Genomic DNA, 22836 nt, shown 5'->3' on the forward strand with positions numbered 1-22836 from the left:
TGCTGAGTATAGATTTTTTACTTTAAACATCACTCCAGCAAAATAACCCACGAAAGATGGTCATGCCTTAGACGGAAGGGCATAGACCATCTTTCGTTTCCCTTTTCAAAGTAAAATAACCCCACAGCACAACTCAGCCAGCAAAGGCCCCCGCCAGGATGCGGGCTTGAGCAGTCTCCAGCTGGTCGGCATCGCAATTAATGTAGCGATTGACCAGGCGGGTATCGGCGTGGAGGTCATCGATCAGGAAATCATGGATCGTGGTGATGGACACCCCGGCGTGACGGAGGTGCTGGATGGTCATCGTTACCGCCAGCTCCTCAACCTTGGCGGCGGACAGCGATGCCGGCGCCACCTCAATGACTCCTTGGTAATAACCGCTCATGAACGTCTTATTCATATTCATCATCCCCCGTTTCCATTATAAGTCCTAGTCAAACTGCCAGCCCATGATTGCCATCTCGGTCATCACGTCACCAACCAGGCTCTCGTACAGGGTGGTCTCCGACTGTGGTACCCCACCGAGTGCCGGCAGGTAGAAGTTGACAATCGCCCGATAGCCTTCACCCGGGGCAGTCTGGCTGTCCCGCTCGATCCAAATTGGGCTATAGGCATCCAGGTCGGCATCGTGATAGAAGTTATATTTCATGATCTCCTGCTGGAGGAGGTCACGGACATGACGGTAGTCACAACTCAGCCGCAGCTCGTTGAGGTCGTCAATGACCTCCCCAGTGGCACTGTTGAAGGGCGGAAAATCCTGGAAGTAGGCGTTGATCCGCTGGAGAACACTCAGGCTGAGACTGGTTACGAAACTCTGCCCGGCATGGACCGCCAACAGTTCGTTCGGATTGGCGTGAATATCGTTGGCCAGCGTCGCCAGGTAGGGCTCCTCCATGGCGATCAGTTCGGATTCAATCAATTGTAAGTCACTCTTGTTAAGCATCTTGTTCCTCATCTCTTTAGGTTGGCAATTGAGCCGCTCGGCGTCCTGTCCGGCGCGCCTAAGATGGCAGCAACGCCAGCTTTCGTTTATATGCACTAGAAGCTAGCCTGTCACTACATTATAATATTTGAAAAGCGAACGGCCAAAGTTTTCTGGGCCAAAGGATTAAAATTTACTACAGTATTCACCCTAATTATACTATCATTGATACAGAAACTAAATTTAACTGCGGAAAAGTGGTGCAAATCGTGCAACACAAACTTACTTATATTATCTATCAAGTCATCATTGCGATCCTCGCAATCATCTCAATTATCATGCTGCTGGGATACTATGCCAAGGACATCAACATCGATACCTACCCCTACAACCTGATCGACAACGGGATCTGGCTGATCTTCACCGTCGATTACTTCACCAGGTTGTACCTGGCCGACGACAAGAAGACCTTCTTCAAGCATCATATCTTCGACCTGCTCTCGATCATCCCGGCCAGCTCCTTGTTTTTCTTCTTTCGGATCGCCCAGATCGGTGAAACCCTTCGCATGCTCAAGCTCTTTCGGATTCTCCGCCTGATCGGCTTCACCGGGCGGCTGGCCTCCTTTTTCAAGCGTAACGAGCTGGTCTATTACCTCTACATTAGTATCGCCGTGATCCTGGTGACCGCTGCGATGTTCTGTATCTCTGAAAAGGTTTCCTACCAAACCGCCCTCTGGTGGGCTATCACCACTGCTACGACCATCGGCTACGGCGACGTTATCCCCAAGACCGGAATTGGCCGGGGCGCCGCTGTCATCCTGATGCTGCTGGGGATCGGCTTCATCGGGATGCTGACGGGAACGATCACCGAGTTCTTCGCCAAAGAGGACGAGGCCGAGATGAGCAAACAGCTGGATCGTCTGGAAGCCGAGAACCACCAGCTCCACGCCGAGCTCACGGAGATCAAACGTCTCCTAATCGCCCACACCCAGCAGGACGACCGGCACGAGGATAAATAGTCAGTACCGTCAGGCCGAACCGCCCGGCGGATTTTTTCGGCGTTCGCACCGCTAAGATGCTAAAATACTAGTATTTGATAATCACGTTTTCAAGGAGCAATCATGGACTTTTCATTCACCCGCCGTCATGGCCTGCCCAAACTCTATCTGGAATACACCGTCATGTTCGTCTTCCTGGCGGCCTGCATCTTCGGGACCTACCTGGTAACCGGGCACACTTTCATCCTCAGCAAAGACGCCCTCAACCAGCACCTCCCCTTGTTGGTCAAGTACCGGGCAGCCCTGATCGATTTTCTCCACCATCCCGGCCGGCTGACGTTCTGGTCCTGGCAGATGGGGCTGGGAACTGATACCTTCCAGGTCTACTCCTACTACACCATCGGCGACGTCTTCGCCTACCTGGCTCTCCTCTTCCCGGCCGCTAAGATGACCCTGGCCTACCAGGTGATCGGAATGATCCGAATGTACTGCGTTGGGCTGGCCTTCGTCTACTTTGCCCAACATTTCAACCTTCGTAACCAGGTCATCCTGATCGGGACGGTTGCCTACACGGTCAACGCCTTTCTCCTCTACGCCGCGGTTGCCCAGCCCTTCTTCACGACCCCCTTCATCCTCTTCCCGCTGATTGTTGTCCAGATTGAACGGGTCCTGCAGGGTGGTTCAGCCTGGCCGCTGACCGGGGCCTTCACCTGGATGCTGGTCAGCAACTACTACCTAGCCTTTGTCCTCGGCATCGGTGCCCTAGCCTACCTGGTTCTGCGGGTAGCAACCCGCTACCGGACCCGTTTGGACTACCTGCGGACACTGGGCAAATTAGCCTTTGCCACCATCACCAGCCTCATGGTATCGGCCGTGCTCCTGGTTCCTGAGCTCCTCGCTGTCGCCAACTCGACCCGGACCGGAGCCCTCTTTGCCAACGGGCTGAAGGTCTACCCGCTCTACTACTACCTCTTCCTGCCCAAGCAGCTGATCAATGGGGGCCAGTGGTACTTCATGTACTGGACGGCCCTTGGGGTGGTCTCAATCGGCTTCTTGGCCCTGGTCTACATCTACTCCCGTCCCCGCAGGTACCCCCTACTGACCATCAGTCTTGGCCTGTCCCTGGTGATGCTCCTGATTCCGGCGGTCGGCGCCTTCTTCAACGGGATGATGTCGGCCTCTAACCGCTGGACGCTGTTGATCTACCTGCCACTGGCAATGGCAGTCTGTATCCTCGCCCAGGATGCCCCGCAATTTTCCCGTCACACCCTCTGGATCCTCAACGTGGCAACGATCGTCTACCTGGCGGTCCTGGTCGCTACCTTCTACTTTGCCAACAACGACGACATCTTCATGCCGGTCCTCTTCTTGATCGTCTCTCTGATGGCCCTCTGGCTGACCAACTTCCATAAAACTCGTTTTCCAGACCGCTGGCTGCTGGCGATTGTTCTGCTCAACGCTGGTTTCAACGCCATCTACGCCGCCTTCCCTTACAAGGGAGACTTTACCGATAAGATGCTGTCGCGGGGCGAGTACCAAGCCATCACTGCCAACCGTTACGGCGGCTTGGATCAGGGATTGAGTCGAACCCCGGCCTACCGGGTTTCAACGATCAGCCAAAACCAGATCATCGCCGGACCCAACCTCGACAATGACCTGACCTCGGGCCTGCACAACATCGACTCTTACTACTCCCTGCAGAACAAGTACCTCGGCCAGTTCAACACCGACCTGCAGAACAACCAGTACCAGGCCAACATCCCGATCCGCCAGGCCGACGACCGGACGGTGATGAATAACTTCTTCGGTGTCCGCTACCTCTTCGTTCAGAGCAACGGGAAAAATGCTGACAAATTGCCAGCTGGCTATTTTCTCGACAAGACCAGCCAGCCGATTATCAACTATGACGTCGGCCAGCCCAGCTCTGCCACCAGCAAAGACCAGCTGATCCCGATCCAGACCGAGCGCTACAAGACTAAGAACGCCTTCCCCCTGCTCTACTGGCAGGATCGCTACATCAGCCAGGCCCAATACCGGAAGCTGTCACCGACGGAGCGAGAACGGGCTCTGGCCAGCGGGGTCGTCGTCGATGGGTCCACGGCCGGGATGCGACCGGCCAAGCTCCATTCGACCGTCATCCCGACCAAGAGCATCCTGGTTTCCAACCGCTTCAATAGGGTCGATCCAGCCAAGCTCAAGTACGTCGACAGTGGTGAGAAATACCAGCTCCAGTTCCCCCAGATGCAGTCCAAGGCCTTTCGCCAGCGGGTCCGGAGCAGCGAGCTCCATATCGAATTCAGTAAAATCAAGTACACTCCCTTCACCATGAAGGAGCAGATCCAATACGACATGGCCCACCGGGCAACGATGGCCAACGATAACCCGGGCAGTGTCTTCAACCAGCGCTTCAACAAGTACCGCTACTGGCGCTACCACGTCCTGAACGGATCGCCAGATATCTCCTTCCGTTTGGACTACTTCAGCCGCTTTGGAACCGCCAGCGTTACCCAGGCCAAGCAGAATGTCCTCTCGCTCTTCAAGCACGTCACCAACGGTACCCTGAACATCGGCTATTACGATGGCAACCTGCCCCGAAAGCTGACCTTCAAGCCGTCAAAGCTGGGAAACTATGAATTGAAGTACCGGGTGGTTGCCGAGAAACTCGACGGCAATTACACCCGTGAGGTCCGGGCCATCCAGCGTCATGCCCTGACCGGCCTCAAGTTCGACCGCAACCAGGTCCAAGGACGGATCACAACACCGCGCGCCGGGGTCCTGACCTCCTCGATTCCGTACTCCAGCGGCTGGCGGGTCACGGTCAATGGCCACCCTGCCAAGACTGTTCGAACCAACCAGGCCTTCCTCGGCGTCTACCTGCCGCGGGGGACCCACCGTGTCGTCTTTAGTTACCAGACGCCAGGCCTGCGTGCCGGGGCCGTGATCTCCCTGGTCGGCTTGGTCTGGACTGCCGGAGCCGTGATGGTCACCGTAATTATTCGACAACGCCAACGCAAATAGGCAAAAACATCCCCGCCCCTGGTTTTTAACCAGGAGCGGGGATGTTTTCAAATACCAATCACACGGACTAGTAGCCGCCTTTTAGTTATCCCAATGTTCCTTTTTAAATTGTTCACGACCACCAGCTTCCTGAGCGGCATATCGTTCTGGATTTTTCTTGTAAAAATCCTGGTGGTAATCCTCGGCAAGGTAGAACGGTTGGACGTCCTCAATCTTGGTCACAATCTTGGCATCGCCGAACAAGCTGCTCTCCTGTAAGTGCCGCTTGGATTCCTCAGCAATCTGGCGTTGCTTTTCATTTGCAACGAAGATGACCGTCCGGTAGTTATCACCGCGGTCCTGAAACTGGCCGCTGGCATCCGTGGGATCAGTCTGGTGCCAGTAGATCTCCACAAGTTCTTTGTAAGAAATCTTATCTGGGTCAAAAGTGATCCTAACGGCCTCGGTATGACCAGTCTTGCCAGACTTAACCTGCTCATAAGTGGGGTTAGGAACATGACCACCGGTATATCCGGACTCTACCTTTTCAATTCCGGGATAGGTGTCGAACGGTTGAACCATGCACCAGAAACATCCACCAGCAAAAATTGCAGTATCAAAACTCATTTTAACTCCTCCTTAGTTTCGACCATAGATTGGCCATGCCGCTTGTTGGGAACCCTTGTAAGTCTTATCAATCGCGCGCTTCGTTTCCTCAGTTTGGTAAGCCTTAACGACCTTCTGATAAACCTTGTTATCCTTATCCTTTTCCTGAACCGCGATGATGTTGACGTATGGTTTAGCTGCCTTGTTAACCGGTTCAAGGTAGATTGAATCCTTCTTCGGGTTAAGGTTAGCAGCTTGGGCGTAATTACCATTGATGATTGAGGCATCGACTGAATCAAGGGCCCGGGCTGCCGTTGCCGGATCAACCTCCTTGAACTTAAGGTTCTTCGGGTTAGCCGTGATGTCCTGAAGGGAAGGCTTGATGCCAGAGCCCTTCTTAACCTTGATCAATCCCGCAGATTGCAGGACATTCAATCCCCGTCCTAGGGTTGTCGGCTCGTTTGGGATCGCGATGGTGGCCCCATCCGGCAAGTCCTTGATGTTCTTGTAATTCTTAGAGTAAATCCCCAGTGGTGAAATGACTGTGTTACCAATCGAAGTTAGGTGAGCATGCTCCTTTTTGTTATATGAATCAAAGTAGTAACGGGTCAGGCAGGAATGCATGTCAATCTTACCATCCTTAAGGGCAACATCCGGTTGGACATAGTCATTGAAGGTCACGTACTTGATGTTAATGCCTTCCTTGGCAAGCCGCTTTTTGACATTGTCCCAGACTGGCTGTGAGTCGGTACCGACCAGGCCCAGCCGAACCGTCGTTGTTTTGGTTTGGGCAAAACGTTGGTGGATAAAGCCCACAATGCCGCCAACAACAACGACTGCAATGATGATCCACCAGATTAAACCTGAACGACGCTTTCTTTTCATAATGAGTCTCCTCCTCTAATGACTAGAAAAGAAAAACGCCCCCAGAAGAGCATTTACACTCTTCTAGGGACGTTGCTTTGAACGTGTTACCACCCTAATTCGGTACCAAGGTACCCTCAACCAGTTCTGACAAACTGAAGCGGTGATAACGGGGGCTGACCCGTGAATAGTTTGCGACACGCTCACCATCCATTGAATTCAAAGACCATCTTCATAACCTATTTTTAGATTACCTTACAGCAAAACGGTAACTCTCTGGGCAAAAAATAAGTAATTACTCATCTTCTCTAATCAAATATTAATTTTGTTGCGATTATCATACCGTCATCTTTTCAGTATGTCAACACTTTTTTAGGGTATTTTAGGTAGCGTTCAGGACCAATTTAATTAAAAAATTTTACGGTTAAAGATCCGGCCCAGTGCCAGGTGAATGTCCGTATAGGGATTGTTAGTCGCCATTTCATGATTTCTAGCATACAATCTTTTAGCATTTTTGATTGCAAAACCAACCCGGTCATAAATGAACCGGCGATATGACGAGCCCTTAAAGGCTATATAATCCTGATCAAAATAATTAGGCCCCGATAACTTGGTAAATAATTGCTTTCTTGTGTATGCCCTCATTACTGACTCAAAGTGCATGAGAATCCAAATTTCAAAGCAGATACTGCTAAAAAGGATCGTCACATTTTGCTTCTTTGCCAATTTTTGACAAGCCCGTAATTCCTCATCTGTCTTTTCATCGCAGTCAAAAACTACGTAAATATGGTTTTGATGAAAATATCGTCCTTTTTAGCCGCCTCAACAATCAATTTTTTACCTGATTCCCCCAAAGCATCAACTTTTATTCGTTGAGCGTGAACATTCCCGGCATTGTATTTTTGACAGAGCATCTTAAAATACTGCTCTTCCGATTGCCCTTCACAATAGATCCCAATCGTTGGTTTAATATGAACGTTTTTCTTGCGTTTCCTGGTCATTTTCCGTAGCCCCAATTGCTTTCTTCACTTCGGCTAATACTCCAAGCAAACTGTCCGTGTCAATCACAGGGATCGCACCATACTGCCCCTGAATATACTTCTTGGCAAAGTGTGCGTCACGACGGGCATTGCCCCGTGAATCGGTGAAATCAAAGGCCGACTTCAGGTCACTTTGTCCCATGAAGTTCTTCTCTACAAAGTAAATCTGATCAACACGAATTCCTGCATCTAACAGGTTAAAATTGTGGGTAGTGATAATATATTGGTTATTATTCTCAACCGAGTTAAAAATCTTTACCAAAGCACTCGATAATTCGTAGTGAAGTGAATCATCAAATTCATCTATCAAGATTGTTTTCCCATTGTGGTGGATTTGAGAAAAAATCATTGCCAACACAATGACAAAAAGTTTCTGTGTCCCAACCGATTCATCGTACAAAGGCAGCTCCTCAGAACCAATAACATTACCATATTCATCATATGATTTATGAATAGTATAAAGTTGAAGGGTTGATTGCGGTGCTTTGGGTGAACCCAACTGCCCCATCATCTTTACTAACTCCGGCGGAATATTCAGTGGAACCTTTCTAATAGTAATATCAGAAATATTAAAGTCAGCGAAGTTTAGGAAACTGACCATCTCACGCTTAAGCTCCGCGTTATCCATCAGGGTTAAGAATTGAGCAGGCACCCCTTCATCAGGTTTAATGAAAACAAGATCCTGGGCGAACCACTTGTAGACTTCAGCTGCCACCAAATCGTTCTCCTGCTGAGCAACGTATAGGAAAAGGGCATTTCTCCGTAACCTTTTCCCAGGGTTTTCAAGCTGTGGATCGATTTCTACAACCTCATTATTTACAATATTAAAATATACCCGCGCTTTTCGAGTGTTGAATACTACTAACTTCTCCGCTGTAATTGCTTCGCTATCATATGAAAAAGAATATTCGTATACTGTTTTCCCTCTTTCAAACTTAACGGTAAAAGTAGTCGGCTGCTGGCTGCTTTCATGATCAAATTTAAAAGGATTATAGGGCAATTGCTGCGTTATCGTCTGGGCACCACCATTTAATACCATTTGGCGCATCAAAAAAAGTGCGTTAAAAAGCTGTGACTTACCGGCACCATTGGGTCCAAATATCAATAGACTTTTTAAAACGGGAACCTTAAGGCTACTAAAGGTATTAGTCTGCTTATATTTAGTTAGCCTTGCTCCGGTTTCAGCCGAAAGATCTGCTTCGTCCTTAAATGATCGGAAATTTTTAATAGTAAAATCAATCAACATAATAATCATCCTTTACGGGTTATATTTTAACATATAAAGCTTAAGATCACATATTTTTGTGATCTTAAGCAAAACTGTAATATTACAATTGGGTATTTTTATTCATCTGCCTTGCCATCTATTGATTTACTAGCCCAATGTCAGAGCAGGTCCGGGATACAATACAGTATGCTTATACTAAAACAAGCTATCCCCAAACGAGGATAGCCTGTTCTTTCTACTGCTGGTTGTCGGGAATCGTCTTGTAGGCGAGCCTTTCGATCACATCACAGTTCTGAGGGTACTTGGCCAAAAGGGTCTGCTGGTCGAAGATTTCAAAGTCGTGGTAGTCAAAGCCCGGGGCTACAGCACAACTGACCAGGCTAAACCCTGACGCGTTGACTGCGGAACCGAAGATCACGCCGGCTGATACCCGGTACTGAAGCTGTTCGCCCTGAGCCAAATTGGGGCCAAGGATTACCTGATTAGCCGAACCATTCGGATAGAGGGTGTAGATCGTGATCGGGTCACCAGCATGGTAATACCATAGCTCATCATGTTTCAGACGGTGAAAGTGCGATGGCGAGCTGGTATCTAGTAGGAAATAGATCGACGTGTAGTAGTAACGCTCCCTGCCCACTGTGGCGGGCATAAAGGTATCAGCACTATGATAAACCTGCCGGTACCAGCCCCCTTCTGGATGCGGCTGAAGGTGAAGATAGTTGATGTAGTCAGTCTTGTTCATCGGGCCGATTCCCTCCTTAGATTAATATGAACATTATATCATCTTATTGGTGATTTTGTTCGTAAAAATAAAAGCCATCATAAAAAGGCAACCGCAGTCCATCAACCGCGGTTGCCTTCTACTTACTTAATCAGCATATCCAGATAGTTAACGATATAGTACAACAACAGGACTGCAATGCACAGTTGCAACAGGTTCCACAGCTGGTGAAGAATCTTCTTCTTGTCCATAAAAGCCACTCCCTATCCTAGTTTCCTAAGTTTATTATATCTTAATGCGGCTTGCTGGTCACATAACCGTCACACGTCCGCAAACCAGCCTTGGCTAATTTTTGCCGAACATCCGGGTCACGACGGTCCACAAAGTCATCGAGCCGGAGCTTAAGCAGTTTGGACATGACCCTATACTGCTGCCAAGCCAGCCGAGCCCGCTTGGCCGGATCCGCAGGGAAGCAAAGATATCCATAGGTCTTCTCGGCCTGCTGGCGGCTATCAATGGCCTCAACCACGGCCTGAACAAGGGCGGGCCGCAGCTGGCCATTGGTGCCATCGATGTACTGGCGCAACCCTGCTAGACTCAAGAAGCGGTAGTGATGGTTGGCACCTGGTAAGACCGACATGATCTTAGTCTGCGGGTTGGCTGAGATATAAAGAACGTGAAGTTGGCGCCTGAGATATTTAAGGGCTGGCTTGACCTCCTCATCAGCCGCCAGGGCCTCCAGAACCGCATTATAGTGGAACTGCCCCTGGCGAGCAATCCTGCTACCCCGAAAGGTTCGGCCGCCTCGTTCGGTCACAATCCTGCCATCTTGATCGATGCCAATCGTGTCAGCCGTGTAGTTCTTGATCTCCAGGACAAAGATCCCCTTCTGGTTGACCACGATGCAGTCGATCTGGTTGCTGTTCTCCGTGCCATTGTGGTATGCGTAAGGCAGGTTGAGGCTGGTCAGCACCCGGCTGTTGGCATCGGCCTTGACGACGCTTTTAACCAGGCGCTCGCCAGCGACTCCCTTGAGCGTGAGCCCCGCCTGATTGTAAAACCGCTTCAGCTCATCATGATAGGCCGCTGCATCTTTGATCCCACCGTAGATCGTACGCAGGTCCATAACGTTCTGGTCAGACAGGTAGGCCGGCTTACGCTCCCTAATCCGCTGGACAGTTGACTTAGCATAGTGGTAGGCATGCCTGAAATCACGGTGAACGTTGTGATTCTTTTCCAGAAGACAGGTCAGGACATCCCGATACTGGTCGACAAGGTTGCCCCAGTAGCGGACACCGTCCAATTCATCGTGGCTGTCCGCCTCCGTTTGGTGCTGGTAGCGAACTAACTGCTGATTGCGCTCCAAAAACATCTTCTGGTAGCTGCTCGGTGACATGGTATGGGCCGCTAGCTGGAGAAACTCGGTCTGACCGTTGCCGGACAGGCAGGCGGTCAGCTGCCGCTGCAATGTAGCAACCTGGGTCTGGTAGTCGCCAAGGACCGCCTCGACCACCCGATAATAGCGATCAATCAGTTTCTCTCGAGAAGCCGGGGCGCCCGTCGCACCACTCCGCCCCTGCAAGGCTTCAAGCTGCTCCTGCAGTTGAGCGACCCGCTGCTCAGTCTGGGTTAGCCGCCGATCCAGCTGGTGATACCGCTTGACCAGTTCCGTGACGTCTACCACCCGGCCGTCGATAATGATCTGTGGTTCATTATGATGGTTAAAACTCATCTGGATCCTTCCGTTTCTAAAGGCGAGAACATTATATATCAAGTTCCAGCTGCTCAACCTGCGGCTCGGCGGAATGACTATCCCTTTGCAGCCAAATAGCCGGACGTTCCTGGTCAATCAGGCGCAGTTCCTTGGTTCCTGCCAGTGCCTGGGCCCGATCATAGGTCTCATTTCCCGGCAGCACTACCCCATCGACGTTCACATTCGGGTCCTGGTCAAAACCAGCAGCCAGGACCGCTTCACACTGACGCCAGGCATCATGGGCAACATTGAGGTTCGCCTCGATGGCCTTCTTATCATCCTGATCATAATGGTCAGTATGGGGATGGTAGATATGGATATAGACCGGGATATCAAGCGAGCCAAGGTAGTCTTCCATCATCTCTTGGACCACCGGCCACTTGAGGCCCCCATTGCCAACCCCAAGCTGGGGAAAGGACACCGACTTAATGCCGCGCTGCGCATAGGTCTTGACAAATTTTTCCAGACCGTTTTCTACATAGTCGAGCTTTGACTTAGCCCGCCAGTGGCGTTTCGTCGGGAAATTCAGGACCCAGCGCTCCCGTTGCTGCCCCGTGGGCTTGCGCCGCCATAATACCGGCTCCTCCTTGCTCAGGATCAGTTGCCCCACGTCTAGCTGGTGGGCTCGGCAGATGGTCCGGTAATGTTCAAACATCCGGGGGTAGTAATGTTTAAAGTCCTTGGCAATCCCCCGTCCCATCACGCCAACGGTATTAACCGTGTTCACCAGGGTCTGCGCTGGTGAAAGGAATAGGTTGGTATCAGTATAGATAATCACGTTCACTCGACCTCCTAAAACAATAACAAGAAGTTATCATTGTCGTCATTGTCTGCCGGGGCCGCCGAGGGAGCCGGCGTGGCCGAATCCACATGCGGTGGTGTTTCGGGGGCTGGCCGTGCAGGCGCCTGGCTAGCTGTGGGTGCCAAAGTCACGTCAGCGGGTACACTGGCTTGATCCTCCGTAATGTCAGTGTTCCTAAAGACCGCTCGAAAGCTCTCCTCAACCCTCTTCAGGATTGGCCGATCGGCGGGCGAGATAATATCGGCCACTTCATTCGTATCCACAAAGTGCCATTCGTCACTTCCCGCTGCGCGCCATAGCTTATAGTAATGGCCGCGATAATATAGCGAGGAATAATAGCGGCACTTCAAGCGATAACCCCGAGCAGCACTGATCTCACGCTGCACCTTAGTCGGAATCCACTCATTTGTCCCCAGGATCCAATCCGGCTCATGAAAACGGGCTACGGGTTTGATCTCGCCATTAACATCACGAACCGTTAGCGTTACCTGCTTAAGCTCGGGAACATCGACCCGGAGCTCATTGCCATTGACCACCTTGCTAAAGCCGAATGGCTGCACCGTCCGCGTCAGGTTAGCCGGGGCTACGGCTGGCTGCAGACCGAGGTGGTACTGGTTGTGCATCACATCGCGCTGGGCTGAGGCGGGACTGGTCTGGACCATGCTCCCGTGGGAATAGAAAAACTGCGGGTCAACGACAATCCGGTCAATATAGCGTTGTGGGTCAATCTCCTGGTGAGACTGCTTATTGCTGAAAAGGGCGCTGTCGTGCTCCGTCAATAGGGTCAGCAGGACCAGCTTCTCGGCCTCGCTTCGTACGACGATCCGTAAGATATCACTCGCCTTGAACTTCAGCCGTTGCGGAAACACAAACTCGGTGTGTTTCAACCAGTTGGGAGCGCTCCAGTCCTTGTAAATCTGGCGAACATGCTCCTTAAGGAAGGAGCAGTCATCGTCAAACATCGCCTCGGGCTGATCGGCAACCCGCTTGCCCGCCAGGGAACCCTTGACCAGGTGTCCGCCCTGTTGCAGGAACTTGCTGAGGCTAAAGCCAATGAAGACTGGAACCGGCAGGTGTGCCGGCCGCCCGTCCGTCCAAAAGGCGGTCTGGTTCCAGTTGGTCAGGGACTTGGGCATCGCCTTGAAGTCCGGATGGTCGCCATAGTACTGGTAGATCCCCTCGTTTCGATATTGGGTTGGGGTCTTAGGCCGCAGGTAGAAGCGGGCATAGTCATGCACCCAGGGTTTGGTGGCGTCATTATTAACGCTGCTTGCGGCATTGTCATTCCTAATGATCTGCTGCTCGGTTCCCCAGTTCTTCGAAGCAATCTCCTGAAATGACAAAATATTGGCCATGTTGTTAATATCCGTAAAGTGCCAGATCATCCCCGTTGTCGCACTCGGCTGATCATAATACCAGTTAGCGATGTCGGGTGCGTTCTGCTTCAGCCAGGCGAAGGTCTGCCGATAGTTGTCCTGCGCAGGTGATGGGGCATACAGCCAGTTCAGGTCTTGATCCCCCTGGTCAAACCAATACTTGAGGCATTGGGCGCGCCGAATTGCGAATGCGGACGAATTGCCCGTCATCTGCTGACGATAGCTTTTCGCGTCAGCTGGCCAGCCAAACTTAACCTGAGGATACTTCTGCATCAACTTGCACAACTGATCCAGCGAAACGTTGCCAGCGTCGTTGGTCCCTGAGACAGCCACCCCGTAAAAATAAAGGGATGAAATATACTGACCTAGTACCTGGCCGGGCGCAAACTGCTGGAGGTCCTTGACAATCAGACGGGCCCGGTTAGTCTGGTCCAGCCGCTCAACGGTCCCGATTAACTGGTGGGTAACTCCCGGTTCGTCACCATGAGTCAATAGTGCTTGTTGAATTTCCGTCAGCGGCTGCGTTTGCCGTTCAGCCTTTGAAATCTGGCGATTGATTGCCTTATCGAATTGATCATCCGGATAGGCACTGGCAATCCAGCCGTACTTATTGTTCAGCATCAGTCGATAAACGTTGACCGTGCTTGCCTGAGTCATAAAATCACTCCTCAATGTTACCGATAAAATAATCCGTCTTTTATTGTACCCCCTCGTACTGTAAAATTGCCGAACAAATTAAAAAAAGGACATCGATATTGTCGACATCCTTTGTATTATCATCCATTGTGAAATCATAGACCAACGTCAGCGGGTGCTATCTTGGTCACCCGAAGGTCCCACTTTGCCCGTTTACGGTTCCAGTGGTAGGCAACCTTCGCCACTACATCTTGATTATCGTCATATTCACTGGCCTCAAGAAATTCCTCTGGAACCAGCGCCTTTTGACCATCTGGAAGCACTACAAACCCCAAGATCCGGCCAGAAGCAATGGTCTGGTACTCAAACGTCCCCGTCACCTGTTTTTCCGTGGCCGGTTCGACCTTATTCAGCTCTGCTAACTGCCAGCCCCACGTCTCTTTCTTAGAGTTCCAGTTAATCTGGGCTACCCCACTGAGCAAGTCGCCGTTATGCAACTGATGCTGACTGACTACATTATCAGGAACAAAACAGTCAGAATGCAGAAAGTGCAGAAAGCCAAAGCCATGACGCTCGTTACGGTCAAGTCGCTCACCATTGAACGGCAGGATATAGTTCATCTTGACCTCATCAGTCGGCTGATACGATTGCAGCTGACCATAGTAGTCATGATGCTTGCCATTGATTACGATTCGCGCCTGATAGAATTTACCGGGCATTACCTGTTGCGTCAAGGCCTGGTCATGAAGGTGGATCGGCGGGTTCATGACGCTGCCGGTCGTAACGGGAATGATCCCCGTGGAATTCTTTTCCTGATTATTCCAGCAAACAAAGAACGGTGCCGGGGTCACATCAACGTAGAGGATCTCGCCCAGTGCCGGCTTGGCTTGATCCTGCAGGGTAGTTGTCACGTCATCGCAGGCAGAAGTCGATTGGTACCAGTCCTGAGCTACCACCTGGTTAATTTTCGCCGGCAGCTGCTGACCCGCCCTGACCGTTGCCTTGGCCAATTGGACCAGGCCCTTAACCAGGGGACGTTGCGCTTCCTGATCAGCCAGGAGGGTTATTAAGGTCGCGATGTCCGCTAGCCGAGCATTTGGTAAGGAAACCGCCATCATCAGAGCGGCCTGATAGTTCTGTCGATCATCGTCCCGGTAACGAGCCGCCAACATACTCCAGAAGTAGGTGTTGCGCTGGTTATGTTTAACCGCTGCCAGCAACTCGTCATTAAGCTGGGCAAGCTGGCCTCGCTGGTCCAGCAGCTTCCCTAGTTGATAGACAATCCAATCCCGATTAGTGGTTTGGTCTTTGAGAATGGTTAGCCCATGCTGCGCCAAGGTAACCTGTTCATCGCGGGCTCCCGTTATCAATAGGGCTTTGACGTATGCGGAAACGATTTTTTCGGCGAGACTAGGCAAAATGTGCCCACTGTCGCTTTCTTTCTCCTGACGATCGCTCTCACTGAAGTGGTCAAAGCCAAAGAATTCTATTACCTGCTCCAAGGTAGCAGCGTACCGGTCCAACTGGTCCTTCTGTTGCTGGTACAAGCCGAGATAGTATGGCAAAAGCAGGCTCCCCGTCTGGGAATGGTAGTCAGCCTGACTAAGAAGTGGCTTAGTATCCGCAAAGGTGGTGACCAGTTGCTGGGGATCATGGCTCTTGGCAGCATCCCATTCACGACTAAGTACCTGTTTAATAACCCGCTGATCGAGCAGCTGCTTAAATTGGTCGGTAAGCGGCAGCTGCGGCTTGTTCAGGGCCAGGTATAGGTCGGCAACATTATCAGCCAGGCTTGGATAGGACTGGTCACCATTCGTCGTAGCCTGATAGTCGTCATGGCTAAGGTTTTTAATCCCCAGGGTGGCAATCAGCTCCATCAGGCAGCGGCCGTTTTGAGCCAACTGGTCTGGGTGGTGCTTATAGAGTCCCACATAGAAAGGTGTAAACAATACTTCAAACGCAATATCCTGTTTGCTGACAAACGGCTGGATTACCGACCAGAAAGCCCGCAGCCCCGCCTGATCATCCGCCTTCTCTAACTCCCAGGCTCGCGATGCCAATGCCTGGTTGCCAATATTATGGCGAATAGACCGAGCCAGGGCCCCTTGCGCTACCAACATATTGGCGAGCAGTGCCGACCAGTCTTCTGACCTGCGCATCGCTACTGTCATCGCAGACGTCATTGTCGAGGCCACGGCCGTCATCCCCCGTTCATTGCTTTTCACGTTGAGGTAGACATGGTCCTGCGGCTCAAGCGCATAGTTTACCGTAAATAAGTCATCCAGCGATGGGCTGATGGTAATCATGAACTTGACAAGGTCCGCAGCTTGGTCTTGCTTGGCCAATTCCCAGGCCTTGTTAGCCAACCTAGACTGCAGGTTTTTCCAAAATAGGTAGTTACCCATCTGGGGGTCAAATAGGCCCAATCGTTGACACTGGGTCAAGATCTTCGCCAGGCTAACCAGCCGCCCATTTCCGTCTTGCTCACGATCGAGTTCATCAACCAGCAGGTCGTACATCACCCAGGACAATTCCCAATCAACATTCAGGCCTTCGCGGCGTGCCGCTTGTGCACAATTATAAGCCCGCCCGAGGATCTGACGATGATCCTTCTGCGGTGCTTCCTTAGCCTGCTTACGTAACTCCTTAATCTGTTCTTTCACTTGCTCTTCATCCATTGCTAGTCCTCCTGTGCTGATAACTGACGCAACCCAGCAATCAGTTTTTGAATTGCCTCATTGTGGTCAAGTGCCTCCCGATCGGCGGCCAGGTTGGCAGTCGTCCAGCCTACCTTTGGCGAGTAGTAAAATTGGATCCGGCAACTGTCCGCGCCGGCCAAGTAGACCAGCAGGTAGTACTTGGCCAGCTCCCGATCAACCCCGCTGATGGTAAAGTCAAGTGGGCCACACAGTGATTGCAGATGTGCAAACAAGGACCGTTCCAAGGCGGTCACTGGTCCCACTTGATCAAACGATGTTGCCATCTGAACATCCCTGGCAAGGCGCTGCCCGTCGATAACCTGGGTGTTCAGCTTAAACTTTCGAAAAATACTCCCGGCATTACGGACTTCGGCCCATCGTTTGGCACAAGATAAGGCCGTATAGGCGAACCGCAAACGGTGTTCAGTTACATTGGTAGGACAACCAAAGTCCAGGTAGACATTCGGCCACTTTTCCTCCGCGGCCCGGTAACAGTTGCGGGCATAAGCATACTGAACTAAGACCCCCTTGTAATAAGGATCCGTTTGTAGCAGCTTCATTAACATGTTGGGCAGTTTCTGCCGCTTACAATCACGACGGGGATCCGCATCTGGGTGGGCCTGCACGAGTTGACGGATAGCCTGATTGTATTGCCGCGTCGTCAACTGTTCTGGATCAGGAAGGGTAATTCCTAGCTGACGGAGATGCTCAGCCGCCGCCTGGAGAAACTCAGTTGTCCGAGCATCGTGCTGGCGGTGGACGTCATCACTTTCCACCTGCTGATTGTGCTCCTTAAGCTGGGTCATGACGTCCGGGTGCGACGCCTTGAAGCGTTCATACAGGTCCTGATATAGGGCCACCACCTCCTGGTCGCTCAGCTGGGTTTCCCCAGTCGTCAGGAGATTGGTAATTAATTCCGCCGTATATTGGTGCCGGGCAGGGTCATTCAAGAAGAAGAACCGTGCCTCCTGGAAGTGGAGCTGGCACTGCTGGTTACGGTAGTCCCGGTTGGCGCCCAGCGCCGTGATGCAGATCGTGGTTCCGGCAAAGACATCGTTCAACTTGTCAGTGCCCAGGGGTAGGTCATACTGATTACGGGTAAAGTAGAGAACATCCCCCACCGCCAGTCGATCAGCCAGGCCCATCCGTTTGCGAATCTGCTGGTTATAGGCATGGGCGAGGGCATTATTATTGGTGATTACGCAACCTTGACCCTGCCCCCGCTTGCGGAATTCCTTGACGAACTCGTTGACAATTGCCTGTTCGCGCTCTTGATCGCTATGGCAGCGAAAGTCAAGATTAAAAAGCGTCTGACCATCATCTTCAAACTCAAATGGTAGCCGTTTGACCGGGTCAGCAATCATTGTGGACAGCTGGTGACGGGTAACGGCCAGACTCCCAGTTGGTGTTGTCAGGTCAGTCAACTCATACTTTTCAGCCGCCAGCTGGTGATCCCGGTAGTAGGCCATACTAAGGGCTGGCGGGGTACTGACACTGGCGGCGGGTAGCTGGAATTCGTCCCCAATCATGATAATTTGTGCTGGCCGATTCTTAATCCCAGTTGCCGCAATCAAATCGTCGAGAAGCCGGCCAGAGCCGAACTGCAGGCGCGACATGGCGTTCTCCTGATTACTGATCATTGCGGCCCCGTAAACGACAAAAAGCCGCGTGTTGGTATCATTTTCAAGGGGAAACTTCAGACGGACCGCCGCAATCTGGGTGTCCTGGTCGTTAACCTCCACCTCGTCGTGGGCCCGCTGGTAGATCGACCGGTGAATCGTCTGGGCCTGCCCGACGGCACTAACTGCCTTGGCGGCAGGACCCGTCGCTGCCATCAGCTTCGTTGTCAGTTGGCGACGACCAGCTAACCGTAAGATGGAGTCAACCATGCCTACCTTGCCAGTCCCAGTCTGACCGGTTAGGATAAAGATCTTCCGGTCGCTGTCCAAAAATCTATCAATCTTATCAAGCGCTATCTGCTGTCCGGTCGTTAACTGCATTTTTGTCACTTCCTTGATATTGTTCACATTCATTTTAGCGCGTATTTGGCCTAAATGACGCGCCAAGATTAGATTTTCAGCTCTTTGGCAACAATTTAGTACCAGCCGTAGAGTCAACACAAAAAGGATCGGAACCGAAGCATTCCAATCCATTTATGTCACTACCGTAAATCTAGCATACCAGCAAACAGCATTATGCTAGCTTTAAAATGTAAAAAAATGTAAAATAAATTTAAAATGTAAAAAAATGTAAAAGTAGGTGAACCCTATGTTTAATAAACAGTTAAAAAATCCATTTGATCCAAGTTTCGGAACGCCGCCTAAAATAAGTCTACCCAACTATCAGAGTGACTTTGGAAGCCCCAAATCAGTTGCTCAGGCCATCGCGTATGACGATCCTAACCGGGTAATTTTCATTACTGGTCTACGGGGCTCCGGGAAAACCGCCCTATTAACCCAGATTGAGCAAGAAGTAATGAAGTTGACTGATACATACATCATCGAAATCGATAATAATCAACGAATGGTCCAAGCATTTGGCCATAATCTGAAAAACATTTTCAAGATCCATTCATTAATTGACAAGGTCGCCGCTGTCTCGGTGATGGGGTTTGGCTTGAGCTTTAACAAGAGCAATGAAGACTACACTACCCAAGATATTGAAAATTTCATGGCAATGCTAACCAGGCTCCACAAGCGGGTCGTGATCTTTATCGACGAATTTAATCATAAGGAAAATACCCGTGAATTTATCCAACTACTGCAAAATCTGAAACGCCACAACCTCAATTTCTATTTAGTCGCTGATGGATTGCCAAAAATGATTTACGATATCGAGCATGACCAGACGCTGACCTTCCTAAAGCGCGCCCGGCATATCCAAACAACCATGTTAAATATCAACGAAATTGAAATGGAATACCAAAAGCACCTGGATTTTGGCCCACATATTACCCATCAAATTGCCCAGTTGACTGGCGGTTACTCGTTTGGCTTTCAATTACTCGGTTATAAGCTTTGGAACGCTACCAAGATTAGTCGGCAAGCCGCCAATCAGCAAACCTTTGACGCGGTCAAGCCGTTATATATTCAGGACCTGTTTGCGCAAAGCTACGATATTATCTTTGACAACCTTTCCAACCACGATCGTGAATACCTGGTTGGCACGGCTCAGGGGATGACGACCACCCGGATTGCCGCCCTAATGGGTTATCAAAAATCAGCTAAGCAACAGCAAAACTATGTTAACCAATACCGTCGTCGGATGATTCAGCAAGGCTTGATTAGCCCGGCTGGCCAGGGCCGGGTTAGGTTCAAGCTGCCATTGTTCCAGCAGTACTTGGCAGATACACAAGATCCTGATTCAATTCGCTATCGTCCATTCTATTGATGGGTTAAACCTGCGCCGTTTATTTGCTGAATCTTCCCCAGTAACTAATTCGCCTGCCGTCCCTACTTTCACCGGTTGGCAGGTACCCGTACTGGCCATCTCCACGCGGCTGCCTGATCCAGACATACCCGCCGGAGTGGCAGAAGGCGTCGTACTTAACCACGCTGCCCTCAGGCAAGACGGCAATCTCCGTGGACTCAACGGACGCACCCCACCGCAAGATGATCCCCTCTGGTACTGTGATGGTAAATGTGCCGTCTTCCCGATACCAGGTAACCCCCTGGGCATCAACCCAGCTTTTGGTAGGTGCAGGCTGGGGTGCAGTTGGACGGACAGGCTGTGGATTAACTGGCTGCGGGTCGGCCGGAGCATTATCACCACGAGCAAGCCGATTCCAGCCTTCCCTAGTCAGGTAGAACACCGACCAGTCCATATCACCGCCAGTGAATTGCCAACCCGTCATCACTGGCCACGGCGCGACACTGAAATTAGCATTCGGTAATGTCCAGGAATTCCAGTTCATCGAGGCGTACCAGGCACACCAGAGGCCGCAGTCATTGGCAATGTTGGCCACCTGTGCCAGGGCCGATTGTTGAACATAGATTAGGCACCAGACCCCGGTCCGTTCATGAACCCGGTTGACAAAACGCCGACACCAATTCCGGTCACCCCAGGCACTGTTTTGGTATGATTCCCAATCAAGGGCCAAGACACCGTGCTTCACGTAGTTGCTGATGTTATTAATGAAGTAATCCGCTTCAGCTTCAGGATTGCCACCACCAGCGTAGTGATACCAGCCAAGCTGCCGGCCCAGGTTTCTGGCCAGGTCAGTCTGGTGATTGCACTTGGGGTTGACATAGCCCGTCCCCTGGGTCGCCTTGATAATTACCGCATCAGTATCCTGCCCGGTAATGATACTATCTGCACTACCGGAATAAACATCCACACATTTGAGCACTATTTTCCGCTCCCTTTTCATTAATATGTTTCAATTTCCATCATCCTTAACTACTCACTAAAGGCTTACTGGAAACGATTTCATTTTTAAGCAAATGAAAGGCCTCCTGACTGATATTCTCAGCACCGGAGACTTAAACAACCAATTATAAGCATGTTGCTATGTATCCTTAATTTTATTAAGGCCATTGTAGCATATCTGTCCATTTATTTTAATTGATTTATATTCCTATCATATATAGGAAAATTAAGCAGAATGCCTTTGATATTTTGTGCCAAAAATATGCCAGGTATCACAAGACGACACCCTCGAATTGAAGGTGCCGCCTTTTTGTAATAGAATACCTGTCTGTATTTTAACATATCGGTGTAAAATCGTCTGGAATCGCACCGATAATAAAAAAGGGCGCCGATTAAGACACCCCTTCTACCGGTACGGTTCAAGTAATCAACTGGAACCACTTTGCACACCGGCACCATATTGCTTATGTAAGTATTATAACATAATTAAATCGTGGTACAATGCAAAAGCGCACTGTTGGACTTAATCACTCCACAAGTATGTGCAAGAGGGAGGTGTCCCAATTGCATTGGTGCATCATATTGCTTATTGTGCCTAGTAAGCACGTTAAACACCTAATTAAGAAGCTGTTCAAGTAATGGCTAATAATCTTGGCGCCCTTCCTATTGGTTGGGCGCTTTCTATTTACGCAAAAAAGCCCGAGTGGCTATTGTATTTTTTATATTCTATATCAATCATACCCCCATCAGCAATTAAAGTGATATTAAAAAAGCAACTCACCCGCCAATTTTAGGGATGAGTTGCATATATTGTAAAGAAGTTACAGGAAATGCGCCTTTCAACTAATTATTCTTCTACACCACGTTTAAAAGTGTCGAAAATTAGCTGATCTTTAATTACCTCTCGATCTGGTGTTAAATACCACGGAGAACCTGGTCGATGAGTTTGCTTGCTTAGTCGAGATGCATTGTAATTAATGTAATCTTCATTAACCTTACTCAGCAACCCAACAATTTCACCATCTTGAGAAACCAGGTTATAGTCATTCATTGCCTCTTTATCTGGTTTGCCAATATCCAACACCCGCTGTCCATTAAACTTATCATGCACCTCTGTTATCAGTGGGCCATATTGAAAGTGAATAATTGGTGAAGAAAAAAGTTTATTTCTGGTTGCGGCTAAATACCTTCCGTATGCAAGGTAGAGAAGCTTTATAACCTTCATCTGAGTCAATGGGTCAATATTTAAGTCACTATCCCGTGCAAAGTAGTTTTCCACGCGCAGCCAATTAGCTAATTGCACAGCCGTAAATTGGGGCTGCTCATTTTGCGATTCAATGACACCATCGCTATTACTTAGATAAGAATTCACCTTAGCGACTAATTCATCAGAATAATTACCCTTCTCATCAGCAATGTAGTGTTGAAGTACATCATCACTTGCAATGAGCGATTTTAGCAACCTATTATTAGCCTTTGTTGGAAATGCTCCCGCTTCGTAAAGCGCAATCGTATTTGGGCTTAGGCCAGTTAATTCAGCCAAGTTACGTTGAGATAAACCTACTTTAGCCCGGTATTGCTTTAAGTCTTGTGGCGACAACAACCCCATGTCATTGCGATACTGTTGACGAGCTATTTCAGCAGCTTGATCATCCAGTTCTTTATCCGGAATTAGTTCATTGGTATTACTATCGAAAAGTGCTGGCGCCGTTACTGTGTACTCATGTCCGTTGATGGTATAGGTAGTTGTAAAATTCTTTTGGTAAACCATATAAACCGCCTCCTTTAATAGTCAAGATGAAAACTGATGAAAATACTACTACTGA

General features: G+C 50.1%; 18 protein-coding genes and 1 other annotated feature. Of the genes, 3 read left to right on the top strand and 15 right to left on the bottom strand.

Annotated features, from left to right (window positions below; translation table 11 throughout):
- Positions 1-133 precede the first annotated feature (133 nt).
- Together CK797_RS00595 and CK797_RS00600 are read right to left on the bottom strand one after the other, a co-directional pair.
- Positions 134-400: a hypothetical protein gene (locus CK797_RS00595; protein WP_104687889.1), complete on the bottom strand. Its 267-nt coding sequence runs from the start codon at positions 398-400 to the stop codon at positions 134-136.
- A gap of 30 nt (positions 401-430) precedes the next feature.
- Positions 431-943 carry a hypothetical protein gene (locus CK797_RS00600; RefSeq protein WP_104687890.1) on the bottom strand — a complete coding sequence of 171 codons (513 nt, stop codon included), beginning with the start codon at positions 941-943 and terminating at the stop codon, positions 431-433.
- Positions 944-1191: 248 nt separating this feature from the next.
- Here CK797_RS00600 and CK797_RS00605 point away from each other — a divergent pair, with 248 nt between their 5' ends.
- Both CK797_RS00605 and CK797_RS00610 read left to right on the top strand, forming a co-directional pair.
- A complete protein-coding gene (locus CK797_RS00605; RefSeq protein WP_104687891.1) occupies positions 1192-1941 on the top strand; it encodes a potassium channel family protein in 750 nt (249 codons plus the stop codon).
- A gap of 102 nt (positions 1942-2043) precedes the next feature.
- The gene (locus CK797_RS00610) at positions 2044-4938 is read left to right on the top strand and encodes a YfhO family protein (protein ID WP_104687892.1); all 2895 of its coding nucleotides are present in this window, start codon (positions 2044-2046) and stop codon (positions 4936-4938) included.
- 81 nt (positions 4939-5019) lie between these two features.
- Here the strand turns inward: CK797_RS00610 and msrA are convergent, their stop codons facing one another.
- The 11 genes from msrA to CK797_RS00660 all read right to left on the bottom strand — a co-directional run bounded on the left by msrA (position 5020) and on the right by CK797_RS00660 (position 18642).
- On the bottom strand, positions 5020-5544 hold the full coding sequence (gene msrA / locus CK797_RS00615) for a peptide-methionine (S)-S-oxide reductase MsrA (RefSeq protein WP_104687893.1): 525 nt from the start codon (positions 5542-5544) through the stop codon (positions 5020-5022).
- Positions 5545-5556: 12 nt separating this feature from the next.
- Entirely contained in the window at positions 5557-6408 is an 852-nt protein-coding gene (locus tag CK797_RS00620; protein ID WP_104687894.1) for a MetQ/NlpA family ABC transporter substrate-binding protein, read from the bottom strand.
- A 62-nt stretch (positions 6409-6470) separates the two neighbouring features.
- Positions 6471-6711, bottom strand: a binding site (T-box leader).
- 84 nt (positions 6712-6795) lie between these two features.
- The gene (locus CK797_RS09130; protein ID WP_225365004.1) at positions 6796-7173 is read right to left on the bottom strand and encodes an RloB family protein; all 378 of its coding nucleotides are present in this window, start codon (positions 7171-7173) and stop codon (positions 6796-6798) included.
- Entirely contained in the window at positions 7164-7388 is a 225-nt protein-coding gene (locus CK797_RS09135) for a hypothetical protein (protein WP_225364998.1), read from the bottom strand. Before CK797_RS09135 ends, CK797_RS09130 begins: the two co-directional genes overlap by 10 nt.
- Positions 7354-8673 carry an AAA family ATPase gene (locus CK797_RS00630; RefSeq protein ID WP_104687895.1) on the bottom strand — a complete coding sequence of 440 codons (1320 nt, stop codon included), beginning with the start codon at positions 8671-8673 and terminating at the stop codon, positions 7354-7356. The genes CK797_RS09135 and CK797_RS00630 overlap by 35 nt, the downstream gene beginning before the upstream one ends.
- Positions 8674-8890: 217 nt before the next feature.
- Positions 8891-9397, bottom strand: coding sequence for a cupin domain-containing protein (locus tag CK797_RS00635; protein WP_104687896.1), 507 nt, complete (start codon positions 9395-9397; stop codon positions 8891-8893).
- A 271-nt stretch (positions 9398-9668) separates the two neighbouring features.
- The gene (locus tag CK797_RS00640) at positions 9669-11108 is read right to left on the bottom strand and encodes a nuclease-related domain-containing protein (RefSeq protein WP_104687897.1); all 1440 of its coding nucleotides are present in this window, start codon (positions 11106-11108) and stop codon (positions 9669-9671) included.
- Between the two features lie 31 nt (positions 11109-11139).
- Entirely contained in the window at positions 11140-11907 is a 768-nt protein-coding gene (locus CK797_RS00645; protein WP_104687898.1) for a macro domain-containing protein, read from the bottom strand.
- Positions 11908-11921: 14 nt separating this feature from the next.
- Positions 11922-13964 carry a DarT ssDNA thymidine ADP-ribosyltransferase family protein gene (locus CK797_RS00650; protein ID WP_104687899.1) on the bottom strand — a complete coding sequence of 681 codons (2043 nt, stop codon included), beginning with the start codon at positions 13962-13964 and terminating at the stop codon, positions 11922-11924.
- 134 nt (positions 13965-14098) lie between these two features.
- Positions 14099-16621: a DUF7017 domain-containing protein gene (locus tag CK797_RS00655; RefSeq protein WP_104687900.1), complete on the bottom strand. Its 2523-nt coding sequence runs from the start codon at positions 16619-16621 to the stop codon at positions 14099-14101.
- Positions 16622-16623: 2 nt separating this feature from the next.
- Entirely contained in the window at positions 16624-18642 is a 2019-nt protein-coding gene (locus tag CK797_RS00660; RefSeq protein ID WP_181049493.1) for an AAA family ATPase, read from the bottom strand.
- Positions 18643-18910: 268 nt separating this feature from the next.
- On the opposite strand from CK797_RS00660, the gene CK797_RS00665 reads away from it, so the two are divergent.
- On the top strand, positions 18911-20032 hold the full coding sequence (locus tag CK797_RS00665; protein ID WP_104687902.1) for an ATP-binding protein: 1122 nt from the start codon (positions 18911-18913) through the stop codon (positions 20030-20032).
- A gap of 19 nt (positions 20033-20051) precedes the next feature.
- Here CK797_RS00665 and CK797_RS00670 read toward each other — a convergent pair whose 3' ends face one another.
- Positions 20052-20993: a GH25 family lysozyme gene (locus CK797_RS00670; protein ID WP_104688091.1), complete on the bottom strand. Its 942-nt coding sequence runs from the start codon at positions 20991-20993 to the stop codon at positions 20052-20054.
- A gap of 864 nt (positions 20994-21857) precedes the next feature.
- Positions 21858-22781: a type II toxin-antitoxin system antitoxin SocA domain-containing protein gene (locus CK797_RS00675; RefSeq protein ID WP_104687903.1), complete on the bottom strand. Its 924-nt coding sequence runs from the start codon at positions 22779-22781 to the stop codon at positions 21858-21860.
- Positions 22782-22836 lie beyond the last annotated feature (55 nt).

It is taken from the genome of Limosilactobacillus pontis (genome assembly GCF_002940945.1).
Classification (GTDB): Bacteria; Bacillota; Bacilli; order Lactobacillales; family Lactobacillaceae; genus Limosilactobacillus; species Limosilactobacillus pontis_A.